Below are 21687 nucleotides of genomic sequence, written 5' to 3'. Positions count from 1 at the left end.
GTGCACCAGGCCGTTCTTTCCTAAGACGTCGAACGTCTGGAGCCAAACAGGCCTCAGCCACGAGCTGGAAGAACTACCCCTACTACCGATTAGGAACCGATAATGGATAAGTTCACCTACGACGACCTGCATCGCGTGTTGACCGAGAGCGCGGGGGAGGCCCGGGACGTCGTTCTGGGGCAGGACAACAGAGACGTGCCGTTAGGCGACCTCGGTTACGACTCGCTGGCAGTGCTGGACGCGCTCGGCAGGGTCAGCCGCCAGTACGACGTGGCTTTCGACGACAACGACCTCACGGTCATGTCCACGCCTCGCACAGCGGTTCGCGACATCAATTCCCGGCTTTCCGCGGAGGTGTGACGTGACGGGGCACACAGACAACGCCGTCGTCGTGGCCGCACCGCTGGACCTGGTGTGGGACATGACGAACGATGTCCCCTCATGGCCGTCCCTGTTCAGTGAGTACAGCGTCGCCGAAATCCTTGAGCAGAAAGGAGATACCGTGCGCTTTCGGCTGACGATGCACCCGGACTCCAACGGCAACGCGTGGAGTTGGGTGTCGGAGCGCACCGTCAACGCGGCGACGCGCACCGTGCGGGCGCGCCGTGTGGAACCCGGCTGGTTCGACCACATGGACATCCTGTGGTCGTACCGTCCAACCGCGAACGGCGTGGAGATGCGCTGGATTCAGGACTTCGCGATGCGCGCGGACTCGCCCGTGGATGACGCGTCGATGACCAAACGGCTCAACCGCAACACCGTGATTCAGCAACGGCGGATCAAGGACGTCGTGGAGGCCGAGCACCAGGCGCGTTTCGCCGCGGGGGAGTGAACCTGTGCACCCGTACTTGCTGCCGTTGGCATTGGTGGCCAACGGGCTCGTCGCCGGGGTGTTGCTGTGGTCGTCGGTGTGCGGCGTGCCACTGCTGCTGAAGCTGTCGCCGGAACAGTACGTGTGGACGCACCGCTTCTGGGGCAACAGGTTTGAACCGTTCCAGCCGATCTGCGTCGCAGTGACCGCACTGGCGGACGGCGTGCTGGCGTTCACGCTCGCATCGAGTGCGGCACAGGTCGTGTGCGGTGTGGCCGCCGCGTGCGCGCTGGCTGTTATCGCCGTGTCGGCCACGAGGGCGGTCCCGATCAAGAGACAGGTCATGTCGCTGCGACCGGACGACCTGCCATCCGATTGGGCAGAACGCGATCCCAGACGCTTGTGGCGCGCCTGGAACCTCTTCCGGACCGTGCTGGCCGTTGTTGCGATGGGAGCCAACGCCGCCGCGGTCGGGCTCCTGCTGTGACAGACAACCGGTGACCAAACGAGAGGACGACATCGACATGACCGGACAGTTCGAGGGCAGGCGCATCCTGCTCACCGGGGGGACCAGGGGGATCGGCCGGGCTATCGCGCTGGCGTTCGCCCGCGAGGGCGGCAGGGTCGTCGCATGCTACCGGGCGGACCGCGACGCCGCTGACGCCCTGGAGATCGCATTCAAGGAGATCGGCGGCGCGCATCGCGTCGTGCAGGCGGATATAGGCGTGGAGGAGGATGTCGCGCGACTGTTGACGATGTGCCAGGACGAGCTGGGCGGGCTGGACGCCGTGGTGCACAACGCCGGCGCCATCAGTCATGTGCCGTTCGACCAGCTCACCGCGCGGGAATGGCATCGAGTGGTGGACACCAACCTCACTGGGGCGTTCCTCGTCGCCCAGCACAGCTTGCCGCTGTTGTCGGACGGGTCGTCGATCGCGTTCGTCGGGTCGAAGGTCGCCGCGGTCGGTGTGCCGCTGCGGGCGCATTACACCGCTGCCAAAGCCGGGCTGGTCGGCCTCGCCCGGTCGCTGTGCAAGGAATTGGGGCCGCGCGGCATCCGGGTGAACGTAGTGGCACCCGGCGTCATCGAGACCGAGGAGGCCGCGAAGCTTCCGCCCGAGGTGTACCGGCGATACCAGTCGATCAGCAGCCTCGGGCGGCTCGGGGACGTGACGGAGGTGGCAGCCGCCGTGTTGTTCGCGTCGAGCCAGGCGGCTGGCTACCTCACCGGCGAGGTCATCAACGTGGACGGGGGCGCCTGACGTGGGAGACGCGACATTCCGGGTCATGCTGCGGATGAACATCAAACCCGGGGCCGATGCGGACTATGAGCGCACGTGGCTGGAGGTCGGACAGGCGATCACCGGTCACCCGGCCAACCTCGGCCAGTGGCTGCTCCGCGCAGACGGCGAGGACTGTGTCTACTTCATCGTCAGCGACTGGACGGACGAGGCGTCGTTCCGCGAGTTCGAGCGCAGCGATGCCCATGTCGCCCACCGGACGAAGCTGCACCCGTACCGCACAGGCGGCGAGATGTGGACGATGCGCGTGGTGCACGAAATGAACAACGGTGCACGTCCGTGAGGGGCAGTGTGCGGGTGCTGGTGTGGTACCGGGCTCCCGAAGGACGTGAGAACCTCATCGTGGCCGCGTGCGAGCGCATCGACGAGGTGCTTTCCGGAACTCCTGGCTTCCTCGGAAGCGAACTGCTGCGTGCCCGCAGCGACCCGGCATGCCTGCTGGTGCTCAGTGAGTGGGAGAGCGTCGAACTGTTCGAGAAGTGGGAGGCCAACGCCGTCCACCCGGAGACCACCGCGTCGCTGCGGGAATACCACGATGACACCGCACCTCGGCCGTTCGAGGTCTACCAGACGGTGCGAGTGAGCTGATCACGTCGCGGCCGGCGGGTGGGTGTGCTCGCAGCTTTCCCGTTCGCGAGCACATCCACCCGCTCACTGCGTCCGGCGTCCGTTCGGCGCGGAGATGAGAGAAGCCGCGATCGCCTTGTTCACGGCGTCGATCCGGGACACGGCACCGAGCTTGACGAAGATATTGCGCAGGTGCCGTTTCACGGTGCCCTCGGTGATGTCGAGGCTGCTGGCGATCTGAGCGTTGCTGAGAGCCTCCGCGACCAGCGAGAGCACGTCCTTCTCCCGTTTGGATAGCAGTTCGGGAGTTCCTTGATGGAGCTGGGTGAACCGCGAGCGCGAGATGGACAGCGTGAGGTATCCGTCGTCGGAGCGGGAGTTGAGTACTGCCGCGACGAGTTCGTGGCGACTCATGCTTTTCAGCAGGTAACCGCGTACGTCCAGACTGGACATGTCGTGGACGAGCCAGAACGCCTCATGCGTGCTCAACACCAGCACCCGGGATTCGGGCGCGAGCGACCGCAGGCTGTGCACCGCGTCCGCTGGCTGAGCGTCCGGCATGTCGATGTCGAGCAGAACCACCTCGGGTTTCAGCACCTTCGCCATGGCCGCCACGGCCCCCGCCGTCGTCGCCTCGCCCACCACCTGAATGCCGCTCGCCTTCGCCAGAATTTCACGGAGTCCGTCGAGGAATAGTGTGGGATATCCGGTGACGAGAATCCTTACCGGATCCACGGACATATTTTTACCCGGCTGGTCGATCGAGCGGCCGGACGGCGAACCGCCTTCCGTTTTCGTCACGAGCGCGGTGGCCGACCGACTGGTATTCGATCGATATCGCGCGTCAATTGATCCCCCTGCATTCGGCACCCTCCCCGGCGCTTCTGCCCCAAGGGTAGGCGCAGTGGACGGCGAGTGACAACAAGCCGTCTTGATGCCGGTTAAGGGTATGCCGCATGTGGCGAGTGTTCGAAGTCTTGCGGGGAAGGCAAAGCAGGGGAGATGTATGGCCTCGCGTTCGTGGTGGCGGTTAAGCGGAGGCGGCCTGGCGACGTACCGGTCGATCGCCTATCGGGTGTTTTCCTGGCTTGGGTGAGGATTCGATGGCCTCGCAGCCCGCGGTGCCGCGATCGCGGACCCATTTCCGGAGCGCGGGTCGGTCGCATGCCTTGCCGCGGTGCGACTTGGCGGACTTACGTCGCCCCGGGGGCGGGATTTCGGGCCAGGTTCGCCCTTGTCTGGCTGGCCTGGGGGTGGCGATAGAAGCTCTTCTCGTGCGGACGCCAGCTCGGGCCGCGATCGTGCGGCTCCAGGCCCCGGCCGCCGAGTCGGCCCGGAACCGCATGGCGCACCTGCCGCCACGGCTCAGCTTCAGTCCGCTGGTCGGTGCGGCGGTGCGTTGCCTGGTCTGGTACCTGGACGACGGTGCCAACTCCCGCCATGCGCATCCGCTGCTGAGCACATACGCTGTCGCAGCGACGCTGCGGTCGTCCTGAGCGCAGCATCGCCGTCCTGAGGGGCGACTCGAATGCCGGGATCAGCGGCTAGGCCAATTTCCGCTGCTCGGCGGGAACCGGTCGCCGCGACCGATCTGCCATAGTCAAAATCCTTTCTTGAAAACGACCGATTGCCACGTAAAACGCACTCTGGATCGCCTAATTTGCGCGAAACCGCAGTGTCCCCGATATTCCGAAGAAAGTTCGGATCTCGGCGCTCGCCGTGATTTCCCCGAATCGCGACGATGAAGCGGCGAGGTCTCCGTCGGCGATCGCGTCGAAAGTTGTAGTCCGGCTACTACTTTTCGCGGGTTCGGGCTGTCGTTCGGCGCGATTCCTTGTGGTCTGGAGCGCCTGCCGGATACGGTTCGGCAACGAGCCGCGAGGGATGACTGGGGAGTGTCCCGTCCGTACTGTCCTGTGCAGACGGTGTCGACGCGCGCGAAATCCACATGGGGGGTTAGATGATTCGCTTCCAGGTGCTGGGATCTTTCGAAGTTCTGCACGACCACCGCACCTGTACGCCGACCTCGGCCAAGGCCCGGCAAGTACTGGCGTTGCTGCTGATCCGGGCCAACCAGGTCGTGCCGATCGACGCCATGATCGAGGAACTGTGGGGTACGCGTCCGCCGCGCAGCGCGGTGAACACCGTCCAGACTTACATCTGCCAGCTGCGCAGGCAGTTTCAGCGGCTGTCGGCCGAGTCGGACGGGGTGAAGATCGACACGGCGTCGCCCGGTTACCGGCTGCGGGTCCGCCGGGATCAATCCGATGTGGACGCGTTCGTCAGATTCGCCGACCAGGGCCGGGCGCTGTTTTGCAGCGGCCGGCCCGCGGACGCGGCGCAGCGTCTGCAGCAGGCGCTCGCACTGTGGCGGGGCAGCCCGCTCGCGAACGTCACCGGCGGACCGGAACGGGATGCGTACGCGGAAACGCTGCGCGAGCAGCGGATGGATGTCTTGAAGTCCCGGCTGCAGGTCGACAGTGCACTGGGCAGGCACCGGGAACTGTTGCTAGAGCTGAAGGTGCTGGTTCGTCAGCATCCGCTGGACGAGTGGCTGCACGGTCAGCTGATCAGCTCGCTGTACGCGGCGGGCCGGCGGGCCGATGCGCTGCGCGCGTTCCACGACCTTCGAGTTGTCCTGCGCGACGAACTCGGGCTCGACCCGTCCCCTGAGGTGTGCCGTATCCACGAGCAGATCCTTACCGGAGCGGAGTTTTACCCCTTCGAACTGCCAGCCTCTGTCGGCTGACCGGACATCAGGAGCCAGTGTTGACGCGATCCATGCACAGAAGACAACTTCTCCTCGGTGCGCCGGCGGGCGCCGTCGGCCTCGCGGCGCTCAGCGGGATGCTGGTCCCCGGGGTCGCGGGCGCCGACGGTGGTTCCCCGCGTGAACGCGGGGGCAATCCCGCCGGCACCTGGGAGTTCAAGATCCAGATCAGCAACCGTCCGACGACCGAGTACTCGATGTACGCGCTGACCGCCGACGGGATCGTGGTGCACGTCAGCAACAACGGACTGATCGGGCTGGGCACCTGGAGCCGGTCCCCCGCGGGATTCATCGTCGGCTTCCGTGAATGGCTGACTGACTTCTCGGGCAAGGTGGAGGGTTCGATCCACGTGCTCCTCGACTGCGTCTACGCGGGCGAGGACGTGCGGTGCACCGGAGTCGCCATCGGGTACGACCTCGGCGGGAACAAGAGTTTCGAGGGCACGTCCACGGGCACCGGATCGAGGTTCGGCATAGCGGTCTGATGATGCTTCGCAAAGGTCCGCCCATCCCGCTTCGGCAGGTGGGCGGACCTTTGCGTTGTGCTTGAGCGACAGTCTTTCCATTGTGCCTCAACGGGTTTTCAACGGCAGATCGCGATGATTGCATCGCGAGCCGCGCCGGGCGGTACGCAGCGACGAACCGGGAGGGGCTATGGCGGGAATCGCCGGGTGGGTCGACTTTCACCGGGACCTGACACCGTTGGGAGGAGTCGTGCGAGCCATGGCCGCCGCGCTCGCCCATCGCGGGCCAGATGCCGAAGGCGTTTGGGCGTCGCCGCGCGCGGTCCTCGGTCACCGCCGGCTCCGGGTGATCGACGCCGAGGGCGGCGCCCAGCCAATGGTCGCCAGCGATGGCGGCCGGGTCCAGGCTGCCCTCGCTTACAACGGAGAGCTGTACAACGCGGCTAGCTTACGCGCCGAACTCGCCGCGCTTGGCCACCGGTTCCGGACTGGCAGCGACACCGAAGTGGTGCTGCGGGCCTACTTGCAGTGGCGGGAGAGGTGCCCGGCACGCCTGGACGGTATGTTCGCCTTCGCGATCTGGGATCACGAGAGGGACGAGCTGGTCCTGGTCCGGGACAGGATGGGTCTCAAACCCCTGTACTACCAAGAAGTGGATGCCGGGTTGCTGATCGGTTCCGAGCCGAAGGCGATCCTCGCCCATCCGCTCGTCGACCCGGTCGTGGACGAGGACGGCTTGAGGGAAGCACTCGGATTCGCCGGCACCCCGGGAATCACCGCCTACCGCGGCATGCGGCGGCTCCTGCCAGGCGAAATCGTGCGGTTTTCCCGCCGAGGTCTGGATCGGCGCCGCTACTGGACGTTGACGGCCGAACCGCACGAGCAGGACCTGGACTCGACCGTCGGGACAGTCCGTGACCTGTTGGAGGGCGCGGTGGAGCGACGGCTTGCGTCCGACGTTCCGATCGGCGTGTTGCTCTCCGGCGGGGTCGACTCAAGCGCCGTGGCCGCGATGGCGGCCCGCCACCTGCGTGCACGGGGGGACCGGCTGGCCACCTTCACCGTCGGTTTCACCGTCGACGAGGCAGGCGGTGCCGTCGACCCCCAGCGGGGAACGGTCGATGAGCCCTACGCCCGGGAAGTCGCCGAGCGGCTCGGTACGGATCACCATCACTTCCTGCTCAGCACCTCGGATCTGTCGGACCCGGCGGTGCGCCGGGGCATGGTCGCCGCGCAACAGGACCTGCCCTACCCGGTGGCCGAAGGGCTCACCACGATGTATCTGACGTGCCGTGCTGTCCGGGGCCGCGCGACGGTGGCGCTGACAGGCGAGTGGGCGGACGACGCGTTCGGCTCGTACCTGGGCGTGGATGTGCCCGCCGTCGTCGACGGCGCCACGTTGCCGTGGGTCGGGTTCGCCCAGCGCGTCACACATCCCACTGGCCTCGGCACCGGTTTCTTCGACGGAGATCTGCTGAAGCGTCTCGACCTGCCCGGCTACTGCGCCGATCGCTACCAGGAGTCGGTCGCCGCGGCGCCCGAGCTGCCCGGCGAGTCCGCCGAGGATCGCCGGATGCGCCGGTACGTCCACGTCAATCTTTCCGCTTGGTACGAGCTCGGCACGGCGATGAACGACGGCGTGAGCATGGCGGCAGGCATGGAGTGGCGGTCGCCGTACTGCGACCACCGGCTGATGCAGTACCTGTTCAACGTTCCGTGGGCGATGAAGAGCGCGGGCGGGCAGCGCAAAGGTTTGTTGCGTTCGGCCGTCGCCGATCTCCTGCCCGCGTCCGTTCTGGCGCGTGGTCCGAGCCCGTTCCCCGTCACCCACGACCCCCAGTACGCCGACTACCTGCGCGCGGAACTGGCGGCGCTGCTCGACGACTCGGGGGCGCCCGTGCTGCCCCTCGTCGACGTCGCCGCAGTGCGCGCGGCGGCGGACGACCCAGGCTCGCTCGCGTCGGGGTGGCGGGCGCGAACCGACGCCGAAATGGTGCTGCAGACCAACTCCTGGCTGTCGCGGCACCGGATACAGCTCGTCTGAACCCTCTTCCCACCCCTCGACCACGGAGTGAAAACCGATGACGGTGCACACCGCCAAGCCCATGAACGCCAACCTGACCCAACTGGAACACCTCGCCATCACCGCCTCGCTCAACCTCGCCGACGGCCACGCCAGGCAGAGCCTCAGTAACGCGCAGCGGGTGATCGTCAACGATTTCCCCGCATTGTTCGCCCGCGCAGCTGCCGAATCCGCAGCCGACCTCGAACAAGCCGCGGTACGAGCGTTCTTGCGCACCTTCGGCCAGCACTCACACCCGGTGGGGCCGGGTCGGGTGCTGAGCTGTTACGCCTCCTCCGTCGCCATGGAGATCCTGGCCCGGTCGCTCGCGGGCAAGGTGGCCACGGTCGCGCTGGTGCATCCGACGTTCGACAACATCCCCGATATCTTGCGCGGCTTCGATCTCAGTCTGGTGCCGTTGGAGGAGGATGTCCTGCACCACGGCGACCTCGTGGAGGGTGTTGCCCCTGAAGCGGGCTGCGTCTTCGTCACCACGCCGAACAACCCGACCGGCCGCGTCCTGTCGCGCGAACGACTGGCGATCCTCGCGCGGCTGTGCGCCGATCGTGATGTCGTGCTCGTGCTGGACACCTCGTTCCGCGGATTCGATCCGCGCGCGCACTACGACCACTACGCCGTGCTGGCCGCGTCCGGCTGCCGTTACGTGGTCATCGAGGACACCGGCAAGATCTGGCCGACCCTCGACCTGAAGCTCGGGCTGTTGGTGTCGAGCGAGAACGTGGGGCTTCCGCTTGTCCAGGTGTACTCCGACATCCTGCTGGGCGTATCGCCGTTCATCCACGCGCTCGTGGCGCGGTTCGCCGACGACGCGGCGGCCGGCGGCATGGAACACCTGTGGCGGCGGATCGCGGAGAACCGCGAGCTGGTGCGGGACGTGCTGCGCGATGTGCCTGGGGTGTCCTTTCCGGACACTGACGCACGGGTCAGCGTTGAACGGATCGAGGTGGCCGGAGGGGACGGCACGCGGCTCTGGCTGGATTTGCGCGAGCGCAATGTCTACGTACTGCCGTGCCGGCAATTCCACTGGGCCGACCCGGATCAGGGCGATCCCTACCTGCGGGTCGCCCTGGCCCGGGACCGGGCGGTGGTGGCGACCGCCGCCGAGCAGATCCGCGCGTGCCTGCTGGCGCGTTCGCGTTAGCGGCCGCCCTCTGGTTTCCCGTTTCGCGAACTGTTTGGAGTTGCCATGCAAGAAGTTCAGGCGGCCGACCCCGTCGTCTCCCTGGTACGAGGGGACTCCGGCGAGGTGACGCTGCTCATCGACGACGTCCAGGCCATGCAGGGCTGGGAGCACGACCTGATGTGCCGCTCGGCGGACCTGCTGACCGAGCAAGGGACCGAATTCCTCGAGGTGGGCCTCGGCCTGGGCATATCGGCCACGCACATCGCCAGCCGCCCTGGGGTGCGCAGCCACCTCGTGGTCGAGAAGTACCAAAGGGTCATCGACCTCTTCACCGCGGAGAACCCGGATGCGCCGCAGACGCTGGAGGTCGTCAACGCCGACTTCTTCGACTTCGTCGACACGCTGGCGGAGGACAGCCTCGACGGGGTGTTCTTCGACCCCGAACTGCCGAAGGACCTGTTCGAGAACCGGGCGCTGCTGGACGACTTCATGCCGAAGCTCGTCCGGGCGTTGCGGCCGGGTGGCCGGTTCGTTCCGATGTTCGCCATCGCCGGTACCGTGCCGGACCTGGCCACCTGCACGACGTCGGCCGGCGAGATGGTCGAGCGCTATCTCAGATTCTTCGACCGGGTCGTGCTGGAAACCCATCCGTACCATGCTTACGCCGACACCGAGTACACGCCGGGACCGACCGGAAGCGCGTATCTCCTGTGTTTCCACCGATGAGTGTCCGCAACCGGCTAAAATGGGCGGATGCGCGGCCTTGGGAAACCACTGCGCGAGGCACTGCTGCTGGTGGCGCTGGGTGCGGTCGTCGTGGTCGGTTCGGTGACGGCCGCAGTGCGCCAGGTTCCGCCGCGGTCGCCGCTCGATCCGCTCGCGTGGGTCTTGATGGCCGCCACTGTCGCCCTGCTGGTCGCTCGCCGGGCACGTCCGCTCTGGATCCTGCTCGGCACTGCTTTGCTCAGCGGCGTTTACCTCCGCCTCGGTTATCCGTACGGCCCGACTTTCCTTGGGGTGGCGGTCGCCGCGTACGCGCTGGCACTGACGACCAAGGCGCGTACGGCGGTGCTCGGACTGCTGGCCGCCGTTGCGGTACTCGTCGGGTTTGAGGTCAGCTCGTCGCGGCTGGGTGACATGGTCGTGCTGCTGCCCGTCTGGACGGCGTGGTTGGGGGTCCCGGCGTGGGTGGCGGCCACGGTACGGCTGCGCAGGACCGCGCGGGCCGACCAGGATGAGCGCCGCAGACAGGACGCCAGGGCACAGCGGGCACAGGCGGAACGGCTGGTCGTCGAGGAACGATTGGCAGTCAGCCGTGAGGTCCACGACGTCGTGGCGCACAGCCTGTCGCTGATCAGTCTGCAGTCGGGGGTCGCGCTGCACCTGCTGGACTCCAGCCCCGGACAGACCCGCGTGGCGCTGACCACGATCCGCCAGGCCAGCACCGACGCGCTGGCGGATCTGCGCCGGGTGCTGGAGACGTTGCGGCGGCCGTCGGGCGTCGCGGCGGACCACTTCCGGCTCGACCGTCTCCCCGAACTCGTCGACCGCGTCCGGCACGAGGACTTGGCCGTGTCGTTGGCCGTCGTCGGCGTCCGACGGCTGGCATCGGCTGAGGTGGAGACCTGTGCGTACCGGGTCGTGCAAGAGTCGCTGACCAATGTGATCAAGCACTCCGGCGCGTCGTCCGCGTCCGTGCGGTTGGTTTACGAGAACGACTCGTTGCTGGTCGAGGTCGCCGACACCGGGCCCGGCGCGCCCTCGTCGACCGGCACTGGCCGGGGCATCGAGGGGATGCGGGAGCGGGTGCTGGCCGTTGGCGGCAGGCTGACCGCTGAACCCGTCCAGCCCGCGGGATTCCGGGTACACGCCTGGCTGCCGGTTCCGGCGGACCGACCGTGATCCGCGTGGTCGTGGTGGACGACCAGCCGCTCGTGCGGGCGGGGCTGACAGCGTTACTGCCCAGTGCGGGCGACATCGAGGTCGTCGGCGAGGCCGGCAGCGGTCCGGAAGCGGTCGACCGGGTGCGCGTCACCAAACCGGACGTGGTGTTGATGGACGTACGGATGCCCGGTTGCGACGGGATCGAGGTCACCCGTCGGCTGACTGCCGATCCCGGCCTGGCCGGTGTGCGTGTGCTCGTGCTGACCACGTTCGACCTCGACGGCTACGTCTTCGCCGCGCTGCGGGCCGGGGCCAGCGGGTTCCTGCTCAAGGACATCGACCCGGCGAAACTGCTCGACGCCGTCCGGCTGGTCGCGGCGGGCGCGGAACTGCTGGCTCCGGCGGCGACCAGCCACCTGATCAAGGAGTTCCTGCGCGGGGCACCGGTTCCCGCCCCGGCTGACCATCCCGAGCTGGCGCTGCTGACGGCTCGGGAGCTGGAGGTGATGCGCCTGGTCGGGGCTGGTCTCGGCAACGACGACATCGGCCGGGAACTGGCCATCAGCCCGGCGACGGTCCGCACGCACGTGAGCCGCGCGATGCTCAAGCTCGGTGCCCGCGACCGGGTGCAGCTCGTGGTGTTCGCCTATCAGTGGGGGGTCGTCGGATCCGGGTGACTGCACGATCCGCGTAGTGCGGAAGCGACGTCAGACGGACGACGAGACCGTTGACGATCCCTACCGTGGGGCCTGTGGCCGATGATCAGTGGGGGGGTGCCGGTATGACTGACACGCGGCAGGTCGTACGGCGGAAGGACCGGACGAAGGCAGGTGCGAGGTTGTCCCCGCGCGGCCGGAAGACCGTGCTCGTCGCGCACGTGCTGAGCTCCGTCGGGTGGTTCGGCGGTGCCTGCGACATGATCGTGCTCGGCATCTCCTCGGCCCAAGCCGAACCCGCTGTCCGGCACGCGTCCTTCGAACTCGTGCACATGTGCGACCGTTTCCTGCTGATCCCGCTGTCCCTGCTGAGCCTGCTGACCGGTCTGGTCGTCTCCCTCTGCACCAAATGGGGCCTGGCCAGGCACTACTGGGTCCTGGTCAAACTTGCGGGCACGCTCGTCGTCATGGTTTTCGCCACGTTCTTCCTGTCCCAGTGGGTGCAGGAGGTCATCGCGCTCACAGCAGCCGACCCCGGCGCGGACATCTCCGGCCTGACGGCGCCCATCAAGATCGGCGCGATCACCATGGCTTTGCTGCTGTTCGGGATCACCGTGGTGTCCATTGTGAAACCCTGGGGACGCACGGCGCGAGGCCGCCGCGTCCTCGCGCGACGCGCCGGCTCTTCTCCCCGAGAGGAATGATCTTGGCTTCGGGAGGTTCGCGTTGGGTTCCGGGCATCGTGCAGCTTGCCGAGCCGGACGGTGTGGTGGATCTCGGCCCCGGCCACCTCGATCCCGATGTGCTCCCGACCGGCTTGCTGCGTTCGGCCTACGCCGCCGCGTTCGACGACTACGGCCCGGCGGGCCTGACCTACGGAGAGAACCGGGGGCCGTTGCCACTGCGGGAAGCGCTGGCCCGCCGGATCACCGACGCGGACGGCTTGCCGTGCCGCGCCGACCAAGTGGTGATCACCGCGGGCACCTCCACCGCACTGGACCTGTTGGCGCGTTGGTCCAAGCCGGCCGGTGACACCGTCCTGGCGGACGCGCTGTCCTACGACTACGGGACGCGGATCTTCGCCAGCCGCGGCATGACCGTCTCCCGAGTCCGGATGGACGCCGAGGGCATGGTCCCGTCGGCACTGGATCAAGCGCTGCGAGCCCGCTCGGCGGCATTTGTGTATCTGCTGCCGACGTTCCAGAACCCCACTGGGATTGTCCTGCCTGGCAGACGCCGGGAAGCACTGATCGAGGTGGCCAAGCACCACGGGGCGCTGGTCGTCGAGGACGACGCCTATGCGGACATCACGTTCGGCTCGGCCCCGCCGTCTTCCGTCGCGGGCCTCGCCGGATACGAGGGTGTATTGCGGCTGGGGACGTTTTCCAAGTCACTTGCCCCAGGTCTGCGCCTTGGTTGGCTCGCCGCCGATGCCAGTACGGTGAGCCGGCTGGCCGAAAGCGCGGTGTTCAGCAGCGGCGGAGGGCTGAATCACCTGGCGGCTGTCACAGTCGCGGGCTTGCTGGCCAGCGGTGCATACCAAGGCCATGTGCAACGTCTGCGAGAACAGCTGAGACTTCGCCGCGACGCCCTGGTTTCCGCATTGCGCGAGCACTTGCCGCCCGAATTCCGATTCGCTTGCCCCGCCGGCGGATTCTTCCTCTGGCTCACGCTCCCTGACGGGTACCCGGAAGGAAGCGCCGTGAGAGCCGCGGCCGGGGCGGGTGCTCCAGTCATCCCCGGTTCCCGCTTCGGCCGCGGCCCGTCGCCCGCCGTCCGGTTGTCCTACAGCTTCCACGGCCCGGACCAGCTCGTCGAAGGCGTTCGACGGCTCGCCAGCGCGTGGGCGTCAACGCGCGTCTGACGGGCGCATCACCACCGCTGTGGCCACTGTGGACACAGTCAGCAACACCACGACACAGGCCGCCGCGATCGACAGCAGCGGGCCCCATGGCAGGTCAAGCGGGATGTCGAGCCCTGCCGACCGCACCGTCTGCCATAGTCCGCCAACCGCGAGCGCGACCGCCGCCGCCCCCAATACGAGACCAGTGAGCGCGATTCCCGCGCCCTCCCACAGGGCCATCCGCAACACCTGCGCGCATTGGGCACCGAGCAACCGCAGCTGGCTGAACTCGCTCGCGCGCTCACCGAACGACATGGTGACTGTGTTGGCGACAGCGAACAGCGTGTACAGCAAGGCGAACCACGCCAGCAGTTCCGCGCCGATTCGCATGCCGTCCTCGCGGAATCCCGCCGCGGTCGACAGCCATGCTGCCGTCGACGTAACCCGGTAGCCCTTCGCCGCCAACCGGTTCTCCACCCTGGCGGCGTCCGCCGGATCGTTCAGTGCCACGTGCAGCGCGGGCGGACGGGCGCCGAGCGTTCGGTGCTCGGCCACGAGCTGTCCTGGGAGGAGCAGGGGAGTGGTCAACGGCGGACCGTCATAGAGCGCCACCACTTTGACCGGAACCGTTGCGCCATCAGGCATTCGAAGGCTCACGGAGTCGCCGATCGTCAAGCCGAAGCCTGCTGCTTGCTGCCTCCCTAGCATCGCGGTCGAGCCGGTGAGCTGAGTCGGATCGCCGGTGGTCGTGCCCAGCCCGAGTACGTCGGAGACGCCTCTCCCAGTGACACCGACAGCAGTCACCTCCCTGCTTGTGCGCTGTACCAGCGCGCTTACTGTCGCGTCCTCGAGCAGCACCGCGGCGCGGACATCCGGCACAGCCGGGTCAAGGTTGTCCCCGGTGGCCCGCAGTTGTGACGTGTACAGTTTCGCCGCGCTCGCCCGCCCCGCTGCCCCGAGCAGGTCCGTGCCAGCGAGCAGGGAGCCGCTGATTCCGATCGTGACGAGGACGGGAGCTGCGCAGGACGCGGTCCGGCGTATCGCGGCGCGCAGGTTCTCCCGCGCCAGCAGGCCGCTGGCTCCGGTGAACGCCGCCAGAGGCGCGACCACGAGCCCGGTGAGCCGCGGGACGAACGCAGGCGCGAGCAACGCCAGGCCGACCACGATCGGCTGGGCGGTAAACAAGGCGAGTGGAAGCTGGCCGTCCTGGGGCACGCGCGGCAACAGCAACACCAAACCCAGCCCGACGGCAAGGCCCAGCACACCGAGTGTCCACCGGCCGCGCGGGAGCGGCCGGGTGTCCACGGCCGCCTCCCGGAAGGCTTCCACCGGGCGGATCGCTCCGGCCCTGCGCGCGGCGGGCCACGCGCCGAGGACCGCGACCACCAGCCCGAGCACGAATGCCACCAACATCGGCGCGACCAGCCGCGACGGTGTCAACGGCAACTCGATGCCGGCGGGCAGCACCTGCCTCCATACCAGGACGTCGCTGAGCACGGAGGTGAGCGGAACGCCGAGCAACGCGCCCGCCGCTGCCGCCGCCATGCCGAGGACCGTCGTCTCCGTCAACACCATCCGACGCACCTGACCGGGATCGGCCCCTGCCATCCGCAACAACGCCAACTCGCGGCGACGCTGCGACACCGTGAACGAGAAGGTGCTTGCCACGATGAAAATCGTCAGGAATCCGCCGATGCCGGCGAACAGCGCCAGCAGGTTGCCCGCCTCGGCCAGTGCTGTGCGGGCGGCCGGAGCTGCCGTTCCCTCCCCATCTCCCGACACGGCGATCACCGCGCCAGCCGCGGAAATCATGGCCACGCCGAAAACCAGCGTGAGGAACGCTCCCGCGAACGACACGAGTCGGCTGCGCAAAGTGTGCAAAGCGATCCACAGCATGTCAGCCGACTTCCTTCGGCGCGGTTTCTTCCAGCGCGGTCATCAAGTCGGCGACCAGCGGAGCGGTTGGATCGTCCAGATGACCGGATACCCGGCCGTCCGCCAGGAACGTCACGCGATCGGCGAACGCGGCTGCCACCGGGTCGTGCGTCACCATCACCACGGTCTGCCCGTCGTCATCGACGAGCTTCCGCAGCAGTTCGAGCACCTGGCGGCCGTTGCGGCTGTCCAGGGCACCGGTCGGTTCGTCGGCGAACAGCACCTCGGGGTCGCCGGCCAACGCACGCGCGATCGCCACCCGCTGCTGCTGGCCACCGGACAACGAGGCTGGCCGGTGTTCGGCCCGGTCGCCCAGCCCGACCTGTTCGAGCAGTCGGCGCACCCGATCGCCGTCCACCCTGCGCCGGGCCAGACGAAGCGGCAGTGCCACGTTCTGCACGGCCGTCAGGGCGGCCATCAGGTTGAAACTCTGGAACACGAAACCGATCCGGTCCCGGCGCAACGCGGTGAGCTTTCTTTCGGACAAGGCGCTGATGTCGGTGTCGCCCAGGAAGACCGCGCCGTCGGTGGGCTGGTCAAGGCCGGCCGCGCACTGCAACAGCGTCGTCTTGCCAGAACCGGACGGACCCATGACGGCGGAGAACGTACCTCGGCGGAACGTCAGGTCGATCGCATTCAGCGCCACCACCTGGTGCGGCGCGGTTCCGTGCACTTTTGTCAGGCGCACCAGACGAACGGCCTCAGCTGACGGCGAAGATCCCATACGCTCAAGCCAACCCTGGTTCGAGGCTCCGCGCACGGGTCCGGGCAGGTGTTCCGGGGTAGCGCTGGATATACCCCGCCGCCCGGACCGAACGTCCTATGGTTGTTTCCGATGGAGGGGGCCGTGGTGCGCGACAGATCGAGAGCCGGCCTGATGCAGTCGGTGGCGTACCTGCTGAGCGGGGTGCCGCTGGGCGTTGGTTGCCTGCTGGTCATCGTGGCGACGGCAGGCGTGGGAGTGGCGCTGGCTCCGGTGGCGATCGGGGTGGGACTGTTGCTCCTGTTGTGCCAACTGGGAATTCCCGTCGCCCGGCTGGAGCGGCGCAGGTTGCGGTGGGTCAGCCCCGTGCCAGTGCCGGTCGCCCTCCGCTCGTCGGGCGTGGGCGGCTGGTGGCGACGGTCGAAAGCCCGGTTGCGGGAACGGGCCACCTGGCAGGAACTGGGTTACACCGCCCTGCTCGCCACCCTGCTGTGGGTGTTCGACTTGCTCGTCGTGCTGGTGGGCGTGGTGCTGCCCTGCGCGATGATCCTGGCGCCGTTGGTGGTGGCGTTGTCCCCGTCCGAATGGGTGCCCTCCGGGGCGGCGATGGTGCGAAGCGGTCTCGCTTGGATGATTGTGCCGCTCGGAGCGGTCGCACTGGCGGTCGCCGTGTTCGTGCTGCCCGCGGCGGCCGGTGCGCGGGCCAGAGTGACCCGGGTGATGCTGGAGCCGGCACGCGGCGGCGAGTTCGAACTGGTGGAAGTGCGACGCTCGCGTGCCCGGATGGTGGACCAGCACGAGGCCGAGCGCCGCCGCATCGAACGCGACCTGCACGACGGCGCCCAGCAGCGGCTGACCTCACTGGCGATGGTGCTGGGCCTGGCCCGCACCCAGTTGGACGCCGGAAGCGGTCCAGGAGCCCTGGTCGACCGCGCCCACACGGAGGCGAAACTCGCGTTGGCGGAGCTCGGCGACCTGATCCGCGGCATCCATCCCAAGATCCTGTCCGATCGGGGGCTGGACGCGGCACTGGGCGACCTGGCGGACCGATGCGCCCTGCCGGTGCGGCTGGACACCGCGGTCGGTGAGAGACTGCCGGATTCGGCGGAGAGCGCCGCCTACTACGCCGTGAGCGAAGCCCTGACCAACGTCGTCAAACACAGCGGCGCCGACCGGGCCGAAGTCGTCGCGCGATACCAGGAAGGCGTGTTGCTGGTGGAGATCCGGGACAATGGCCGGGGCGGTGCCGACCAGCACGCGGGCGGCGGTTTGACCGGGCTGGCCGACCGCTCGGCGGTAGTCGGCGGAACGGTGGCGCTGGCCAGTCCTCCCGGCGGTCCCACGGTGGTGCGCGTGCGCATCCCTGCCGAGCCGCTGCCGTGACCGGGCTGCGGGTCGCGGTGGCCGAGGATTCGGTCTTGCTGCGCGAAGGACTGGTGCGCATCCTGGAGTTCCATGGCCACCAGGTGGTCGTCCAAGCGGGTACGGCCCAGGAACTCCTGGCAGCACTAGCTCGGACGGAATGCGACCTGGTGATCACCGACGTGCGGATGCCTCCAGGGAACACGGACGAAGGACTGCGCGCGGCGCTGCGGTTGAGAACCACCTGCCCGGCCTTGCCCGTGCTTGTACTGAGCCAGTATGTGGAGCAGACCTATGCGGCCGAACTCCTGAGTTCCGACTCCACGGGAGTCGGTTATCTGCTCAAGGACCGCCTCGGCGACATCGACGTTCTCACTGACGCGATCCGGCGCGTCGCCTCCGGCGGGACGGTGATAGATCCCCAGGTGGTTCGCCAGTTGCTCGCCAGAAACCGGGAGAGCCCCGCGCTTTCCCGCCTGACCGCCCGCGAACGCGAGGTGCTGGACCGCATGGCCCAAGGCGCGAGCAACGCGGCGATAGCCGCCCAGCTGTCGGTCACCGAAGCGGCGGTGGCCAAACACATCGGCAACATCTTCGCCAAGCTGGAGCTGCCCGTCGCCCCCGACACCCACCGACGAGTTCTGGCCGTCCTGACTTACCTGCGCGAAGCACCCTGATACACCTTGGAGCCGCTTCCGGAGGCCGGTCCACGTGCTCGATCTGCGGCAACGCGCGTGACAGACGGGGCATACTCGCCGGCCACGGCCCTGCCGGCTCAGACGGTTACGGAGCCCACCGTCGCCCGATGTTCGATTGCTGCTGGCAACGGGTAGGCAGTCTGCCGCAGGCACCGCTAAGTCTCAGGATGGTCAAAATGGTGGTTGTGGTACGTCAGAAGAACGAGCGCTTATCGTACGTCGCGAGCGTCTGATTCCTTTGACGCGAGTCAATGCCCCGCTTGGCGAGATGCTATCGAGGATACGGGGGAGCTGCGTCAGTGCTTCGCGCGGATCCGCACGTTCGGCCCATTCTTCGGTTCCGTTCGTTTGAGCACGTACCTGGTGCTGGTAAACAAGGGAATCAGCACAGTCTGTAGCCGCGTTTCGTCGACCCACCCGAGGGCGTGCACGGGCCGTCGTCGCGCCAGGCTTGGCTCGATTACGCAGAGCACAACTGGACCGATCCGCAGCCGGTCTGGCTGATCGCGCGAATGGACGTCCGGCAGCCGTGTGGTCAACTGTTCACGTAGCCCGCTGCGGCGAAACTCTGCGATTGCCGTCTTTTGTGACCTGCAGGCGGAGTTTTCCGAAGATGTGATGCTGTTGGTGTGCTTGGCGATCGCTTTCTCGGCGACGAACAGGCGGCCGGTGATCGCGCTGTTGGATCGGCCTTCGGCTATCAGCGCGAACCTCCAGTTCGTGCGGGAATGTCGATCGTACGTCGCCCGCGCGGTGGGCGAGCGGTTCGGTGACAACCTCGGGATCCATGGTTACCCGGCGCACGGCGTCGATGAACTGGCGGACGTCGAGACCCATTTCTTCGAGCGGATAACTGACCGTGCCCTGCCGGTCCGGCAGCAACTCTCGGGCACGCGGTGGCTCGATACGCCGGGCAGGACGAGCACCGGCAGTCCGAGCTGCTCGCTCCAGACGGAGACAGCGCTCTCTCGAGTCCAGTTCCGCAGCGAGCGCGACTCGCGGCACCGCGTTCACCGTTGTCAAACTGGGGGACGTGATCAGCTTGCTGCAAGCGACTTCGAGAGTCGATCGGTCCGGAACGCTGATCGCATGCGTCCGTCACTGCTGTCCGAGGTCTTTCGCGCCGGCAAACAGCTGAATCCGTACTGGATCGGCAGTCTTGCCAGCGCGATTCCTGCCTGCTTGACCGGTCAGCTCGGGGGGATCACCATGTCGAATATGGAGTTTCATCGCGAAAACCGGATCGGAGTTTCCTGTTAGACCATTCGGACGTGTGAGGAGTGTACATGTGGAGGAATTGAGCAACCGATATGAATTGACATTTCGGATCGAGTGTCGTGCGCATCATTGCAGTGTTGATACACGGGGGGATTGTGGTCGAGTTTTCGAGTGTCTTTCACGGAACTATTCTAGTTGGGGAAGAACATAGAACCGTGCTTTCTGCGGCGGAATAAATTCGCCGCGGGGCGCCGGTTCGGGTTCCGATAAAAGCACTGCTGGCGGCTGACTCGCCGAGGATAAAAGGCGAGAACGACGAACATGTCCGAACGCTCGCCGAATCGGGTGCCGAATTGCCGCCGATTATCGTGCAACGGGGCACGATGAGGGTGATCGACGGAATGCACCGGCTGCGGGCGCAGGCATTGCGCGGTGCCGGGGATATCGAGGTTTTTTCTCGACGGTGACGACACCGCGGCTTATGTTCTCGGGGTGCGCGAGAATGTCAGTCATGGCTTGCCCCTTTCGCTCGCGGACCGGACGGCGGCGGCGGCTCGTATCATCGCCTTCTATCCGAACTGGTCGGATCGGGTGATTGCCGCCGCTGCCGGACTGTCGCCGCACACTGTCGGCGGGCTCCGGCAGCGTGCAACTGGGCACGATGCGCAGTCGCACAACAGGGTTGGCCGTGACGGTCGCGTGCGGCCGATCAACAGTGCGGGCGGCAGGGAGCTGGCTGCTCGGCTGATCGCCGAGAACCCGGACGCTTCGCTGCGCGACATTGCTCGCGACGCAGGTCTTTCCCCGGGGACCGTCCGCGACGTTCTGGCCAGGATTCGCCGCGGAGAGGATCCGGTGCCGCAACGGTTGCGTCGCGCCGCCGATCAGTCCGGCCGCGGTCGCCGGTGTGCTGACGGCGGCGGACCAGTCGGCCGGATCTTCGCCGAAGAGCGGGCGCTGGTCCTGCGCGGTCTGCGCGGGGATCCGTCCCTGCGGTTGAGCGGGGTGGGCCGGATGCTGCTGCGCCTGCTGGACGTCAATGCGGTTACCGAGCGGGAGTGGGAGCGGATCATCGCCAACGTGCCCGACCACTGCAAGGAAACGGTGCTGGGGCTGGCCGAGGGCTGCGCGGAGATGTGGCAGAAGTTCGCGGAACGGCTGGCTGCCGAGAGGGCGGACGGGGCGGCCGGATGACCTGGCGAGTTCGCTGTCGGGCGGGCGTGCGCGCGTGGGCGTGCGCGCCCGTTTCGTTATCCGGCCCGGCCCGGCCCGGCCGGCGGGCGGGCGGTCGTCACTGGTGCTAGTGCCCAATTCTTTCGAATTAATTTCACGTCACTGTTGCGGGAATTCGAGAGTGGGATCGATTGGATGGACGTGCGGTGATTTATTGGTTAACATGGAATCTGCCGGTCTGGCAAATATGAAAACCTCGACAAGTGTCCTTTAGTCATATTCGAAATGGGGTAAAAATGAATAGAGCTGGTCGTCGAATCGCTCTAGGCGCTTCGGTCTTTGCTTTCTCGTTCGGGGTGGCCGCGCTCGGGCAGTCCGTCGCCGCGGCCGAGCCGCTGGCTGGTCCGCCGGCTGTCACGGCTACACCGTCCACCGGTCTCAACAGCGGCGACACCGTTGCTTATACGGCGTCCGGGTTCACCGGCGACGAGCAGGTGCGGGTCGGCGAGTGCGCGCCGATCGGCAATGACGTCGTGTGCGCGCAAGCTACATCTCAGCACGTGACCACTGACGCGAACGGCGGTCTGTCCGGCAACCTGGTCGTGACGAAGACCTTCCAAGGAGTGAAGATCGACGGCAGTCCGTATGGCTCGGTGGACTGTTCGGTCTCGGTGTGTGGAGTCGGTGTCACCAACGATTCGTTCAGCGAGCACGCGGCTGCAACGATCGCGTTCAACTGAACCAAGAAGCTGCTTGACTGCGCTGCCCCGGTCCATCGGCTGGGGCAGCGCCGTTTCTCATGCCGGGCAAGCAGTTGGGCAGCGCGGCAGTGGGATGGACGGCCGGGGCGCAGGGCTTGGTCGCCGGTGCGCAGTCGGCAGAGCCAGCGCAGGATGTGCGGGACAACGACTTTGCGTCTGGGTCGAGCGCGAAGGGGCCGTGCCGGTCGGGTCGAAACACGATCGAGGTGCCGATGACGGTGGCGTCGAGCCGGATCGCGGTTCACCACCGGCCTGAGCGAGCACCGTGGTCGCGGACAGCTGTCCGGACCCGCCGAGCCGGGACAAAGCGTAGACGAAGGCGCACTACGGTCATG

The 21687-nt window shown here is 67.2% G+C and carries 24 protein-coding genes; 21 read left to right on the top strand and 3 right to left on the bottom strand.

From position 1 onward, the window contains the following. Positions 1–102: 102 nt before the first annotated feature. Genes ACZ7SW_RS09440 through ACZ7SW_RS09415 form a run of 6 tightly spaced genes read left to right on the top strand, consistent with a single transcriptional unit; the run spans position 103 to position 2700 of the window. Positions 103–360, top strand: a complete 258-nt coding sequence (locus ACZ7SW_RS09440; protein WP_470229913.1) for a phosphopantetheine-binding protein — start codon at positions 103–105, stop codon at positions 358–360. A gap of 1 nt (position 361) precedes the next feature. After that, on the top strand, positions 362–832 hold the full coding sequence (locus ACZ7SW_RS09435; RefSeq protein ID WP_470229912.1) for an SRPBCC family protein: 471 nt from the start codon (positions 362–364) through the stop codon (positions 830–832). Between the two features lie 4 nt (positions 833–836). Continuing rightward, positions 837–1298 carry an anthrone oxygenase family protein gene (locus ACZ7SW_RS09430; protein ID WP_470229911.1) on the top strand — a complete coding sequence of 154 codons (462 nt, stop codon included), beginning with the start codon at positions 837–839 and terminating at the stop codon, positions 1296–1298. Positions 1299–1308: 10 nt separating this feature from the next. Beyond that, positions 1309–2073 (top strand): SDR family NAD(P)-dependent oxidoreductase, encoded by a 765-nt coding sequence (locus tag ACZ7SW_RS09425; RefSeq protein WP_470229910.1) that lies wholly within the window; start codon positions 1309–1311, stop codon positions 2071–2073. 25 nt (positions 2074–2098) lie between these two features. Beyond that, a complete protein-coding gene (locus tag ACZ7SW_RS09420) occupies positions 2099–2395 on the top strand; it encodes an antibiotic biosynthesis monooxygenase family protein (protein ID WP_470229909.1) in 297 nt (98 codons plus the stop codon). After that, entirely contained in the window at positions 2392–2700 is a 309-nt protein-coding gene (locus tag ACZ7SW_RS09415; RefSeq protein ID WP_470229908.1) for an antibiotic biosynthesis monooxygenase family protein, read from the top strand. Before ACZ7SW_RS09420 ends, ACZ7SW_RS09415 begins: the two co-directional genes overlap by 4 nt. Before the next feature lie 63 nt (positions 2701–2763). Here the strand turns inward: ACZ7SW_RS09415 and ACZ7SW_RS09410 are convergent, their stop codons facing one another. Then, a complete protein-coding gene (locus ACZ7SW_RS09410) occupies positions 2764–3549 on the bottom strand; it encodes a response regulator transcription factor (RefSeq protein WP_470229907.1) in 786 nt (261 codons plus the stop codon). 404 nt (positions 3550–3953) lie between these two features. On the opposite strand from ACZ7SW_RS09410, the gene ACZ7SW_RS09405 reads away from it, so the two are divergent. The 10 genes from ACZ7SW_RS09405 to ACZ7SW_RS09360 all read left to right on the top strand — a co-directional run bounded on the left by ACZ7SW_RS09405 (position 3954) and on the right by ACZ7SW_RS09360 (position 13523). Continuing rightward, positions 3954–4175: a hypothetical protein gene (locus ACZ7SW_RS09405; RefSeq protein WP_470229906.1), complete on the top strand. Its 222-nt coding sequence runs from the start codon at positions 3954–3956 to the stop codon at positions 4173–4175. Between the two features lie 464 nt (positions 4176–4639). Continuing rightward, positions 4640–5428, top strand: a complete 789-nt coding sequence (locus ACZ7SW_RS09400) for an AfsR/SARP family transcriptional regulator (RefSeq protein ID WP_470229905.1) — start codon at positions 4640–4642, stop codon at positions 5426–5428. Between the two features lie 20 nt (positions 5429–5448). After that, positions 5449–5934 carry a hypothetical protein gene (locus ACZ7SW_RS09395; protein ID WP_470229904.1) on the top strand — a complete coding sequence of 162 codons (486 nt, stop codon included), beginning with the start codon at positions 5449–5451 and terminating at the stop codon, positions 5932–5934. A gap of 169 nt (positions 5935–6103) precedes the next feature. After that, positions 6104–7957: an asparagine synthase (glutamine-hydrolyzing) gene (asnB, locus tag ACZ7SW_RS09390; protein WP_470229903.1), complete on the top strand. Its 1854-nt coding sequence runs from the start codon at positions 6104–6106 to the stop codon at positions 7955–7957. 37 nt (positions 7958–7994) lie between these two features. Further along, positions 7995–9137 (top strand): aminotransferase class I/II-fold pyridoxal phosphate-dependent enzyme, encoded by a 1143-nt coding sequence (locus ACZ7SW_RS09385; RefSeq protein WP_470229902.1) that lies wholly within the window; start codon positions 7995–7997, stop codon positions 9135–9137. A gap of 45 nt (positions 9138–9182) precedes the next feature. Further along, positions 9183–9845, top strand: a complete 663-nt coding sequence (locus tag ACZ7SW_RS09380) for a class I SAM-dependent methyltransferase (protein ID WP_470229901.1) — start codon at positions 9183–9185, stop codon at positions 9843–9845. Positions 9846–9872: 27 nt separating this feature from the next. After that, entirely contained in the window at positions 9873–11021 is a 1149-nt protein-coding gene (locus ACZ7SW_RS09375; protein ID WP_470229900.1) for a sensor histidine kinase, read from the top strand. After that, on the top strand, positions 11018–11680 hold the full coding sequence (locus ACZ7SW_RS09370; RefSeq protein ID WP_470229899.1) for a response regulator: 663 nt from the start codon (positions 11018–11020) through the stop codon (positions 11678–11680). The genes ACZ7SW_RS09375 and ACZ7SW_RS09370 overlap by 4 nt, the downstream gene beginning before the upstream one ends. Before the next feature lie 104 nt (positions 11681–11784). Further along, positions 11785–12363, top strand: coding sequence for a hypothetical protein (locus ACZ7SW_RS09365; protein ID WP_470229898.1), 579 nt, complete (start codon positions 11785–11787; stop codon positions 12361–12363). A gap of 2 nt (positions 12364–12365) precedes the next feature. Next, complete coding sequence (locus tag ACZ7SW_RS09360) at positions 12366–13523, top strand: aminotransferase-like domain-containing protein (protein WP_470229897.1); 1158 nt, start codon at positions 12366–12368, stop codon at positions 13521–13523. Here ACZ7SW_RS09360 and ACZ7SW_RS09355 read toward each other — a convergent pair. Both ACZ7SW_RS09355 and ACZ7SW_RS09350 read right to left on the bottom strand, forming a co-directional pair. Then, positions 13509–15398 carry an FtsX-like permease family protein gene (locus tag ACZ7SW_RS09355; RefSeq protein ID WP_470229896.1) on the bottom strand — a complete coding sequence of 630 codons (1890 nt, stop codon included), beginning with the start codon at positions 15396–15398 and terminating at the stop codon, positions 13509–13511. The two genes, ACZ7SW_RS09360 and ACZ7SW_RS09355, sit on opposite strands and share 15 nt — an antisense overlap. 1 nt (position 15399) lies before the next feature. Continuing rightward, positions 15400–16161, bottom strand: a complete 762-nt coding sequence (locus tag ACZ7SW_RS09350; RefSeq protein WP_470229895.1) for an ABC transporter ATP-binding protein — start codon at positions 16159–16161, stop codon at positions 15400–15402. Positions 16162–16284: 123 nt separating this feature from the next. Between ACZ7SW_RS09350 and ACZ7SW_RS09345 the strand changes: the two genes are divergently transcribed. From ACZ7SW_RS09345 to ACZ7SW_RS09325, 5 genes are all read left to right on the top strand, one after another. Then, entirely contained in the window at positions 16285–17523 is a 1239-nt protein-coding gene (locus tag ACZ7SW_RS09345; protein ID WP_470229894.1) for a sensor histidine kinase, read from the top strand. Between the two features lie 5 nt (positions 17524–17528). Continuing rightward, positions 17529–18179, top strand: coding sequence for a response regulator transcription factor (locus ACZ7SW_RS09340; protein ID WP_470229937.1), 651 nt, complete (start codon positions 17529–17531; stop codon positions 18177–18179). 654 nt (positions 18180–18833) lie between these two features. After that, positions 18834–19460 (top strand): hypothetical protein, encoded by a 627-nt coding sequence (locus ACZ7SW_RS09335; RefSeq protein WP_470229893.1) that lies wholly within the window; start codon positions 18834–18836, stop codon positions 19458–19460. Between the two features lie 657 nt (positions 19461–20117). Further along, complete coding sequence (locus ACZ7SW_RS09330; protein ID WP_470229892.1) at positions 20118–20612, top strand: winged helix-turn-helix transcriptional regulator; 495 nt, start codon at positions 20118–20120, stop codon at positions 20610–20612. A gap of 275 nt (positions 20613–20887) precedes the next feature. Then, the gene (locus tag ACZ7SW_RS09325; protein WP_470229891.1) at positions 20888–21331 is read left to right on the top strand and encodes an enediyne antibiotic chromoprotein; all 444 of its coding nucleotides are present in this window, start codon (positions 20888–20890) and stop codon (positions 21329–21331) included. The last annotated feature ends 356 nt before the right edge of the window (positions 21332–21687 follow it).

This window comes from Amycolatopsis sp. NPDC114484, from assembly GCF_055633755.1.
The sequence above is the reverse complement of the archived record's forward strand: the minus strand, read 5'-3'. Positions and strand labels throughout refer to the sequence as shown.

Bases quoted from the DNA above. Each gene is read 5' to 3' on its own strand.
- ACZ7SW_RS09420 (WP_470229909.1), top strand. From the start codon at position 2,099: ATGCTGCGGATGAACATCAAACCCGGGGCCGATGCGGACTATGAGCGC.
- ACZ7SW_RS09385 (WP_470229902.1), top strand. From the start codon at position 7,995: ATGACGGTGCACACCGCCAAGCCCATGAACGCCAACCTGACCCAACTG.
- ACZ7SW_RS09325 (WP_470229891.1), top strand. From the start codon at position 20,888: ATGAATAGAGCTGGTCGTCGAATCGCTCTAGGCGCTTCGGTCTTTGCT.
- ACZ7SW_RS09365 (WP_470229898.1), top strand. From the start codon at position 11,785: ATGACTGACACGCGGCAGGTCGTACGGCGGAAGGACCGGACGAAGGCA.
- asnB (WP_470229903.1), top strand. From the start codon at position 6,104: ATGGCGGGAATCGCCGGGTGGGTCGACTTTCACCGGGACCTGACACCG.
- ACZ7SW_RS09400 (WP_470229905.1), top strand. From the start codon at position 4,640: ATGATTCGCTTCCAGGTGCTGGGATCTTTCGAAGTTCTGCACGACCAC.
- ACZ7SW_RS09440 (WP_470229913.1), top strand. From the start codon at position 103: ATGGATAAGTTCACCTACGACGACCTGCATCGCGTGTTGACCGAGAGC.
- ACZ7SW_RS09350 (WP_470229895.1), bottom strand. From the start codon at position 16,161: ATGGGATCTTCGCCGTCAGCTGAGGCCGTTCGTCTGGTGCGCCTGACA.
- ACZ7SW_RS09355 (WP_470229896.1), bottom strand. From the start codon at position 15,398: ATGCTGTGGATCGCTTTGCACACTTTGCGCAGCCGACTCGTGTCGTTC.
- ACZ7SW_RS09380 (WP_470229901.1), top strand. From the start codon at position 9,183: ATGCAAGAAGTTCAGGCGGCCGACCCCGTCGTCTCCCTGGTACGAGGG.
- ACZ7SW_RS09375 (WP_470229900.1), top strand. From the start codon at position 9,873: ATGCGCGGCCTTGGGAAACCACTGCGCGAGGCACTGCTGCTGGTGGCG.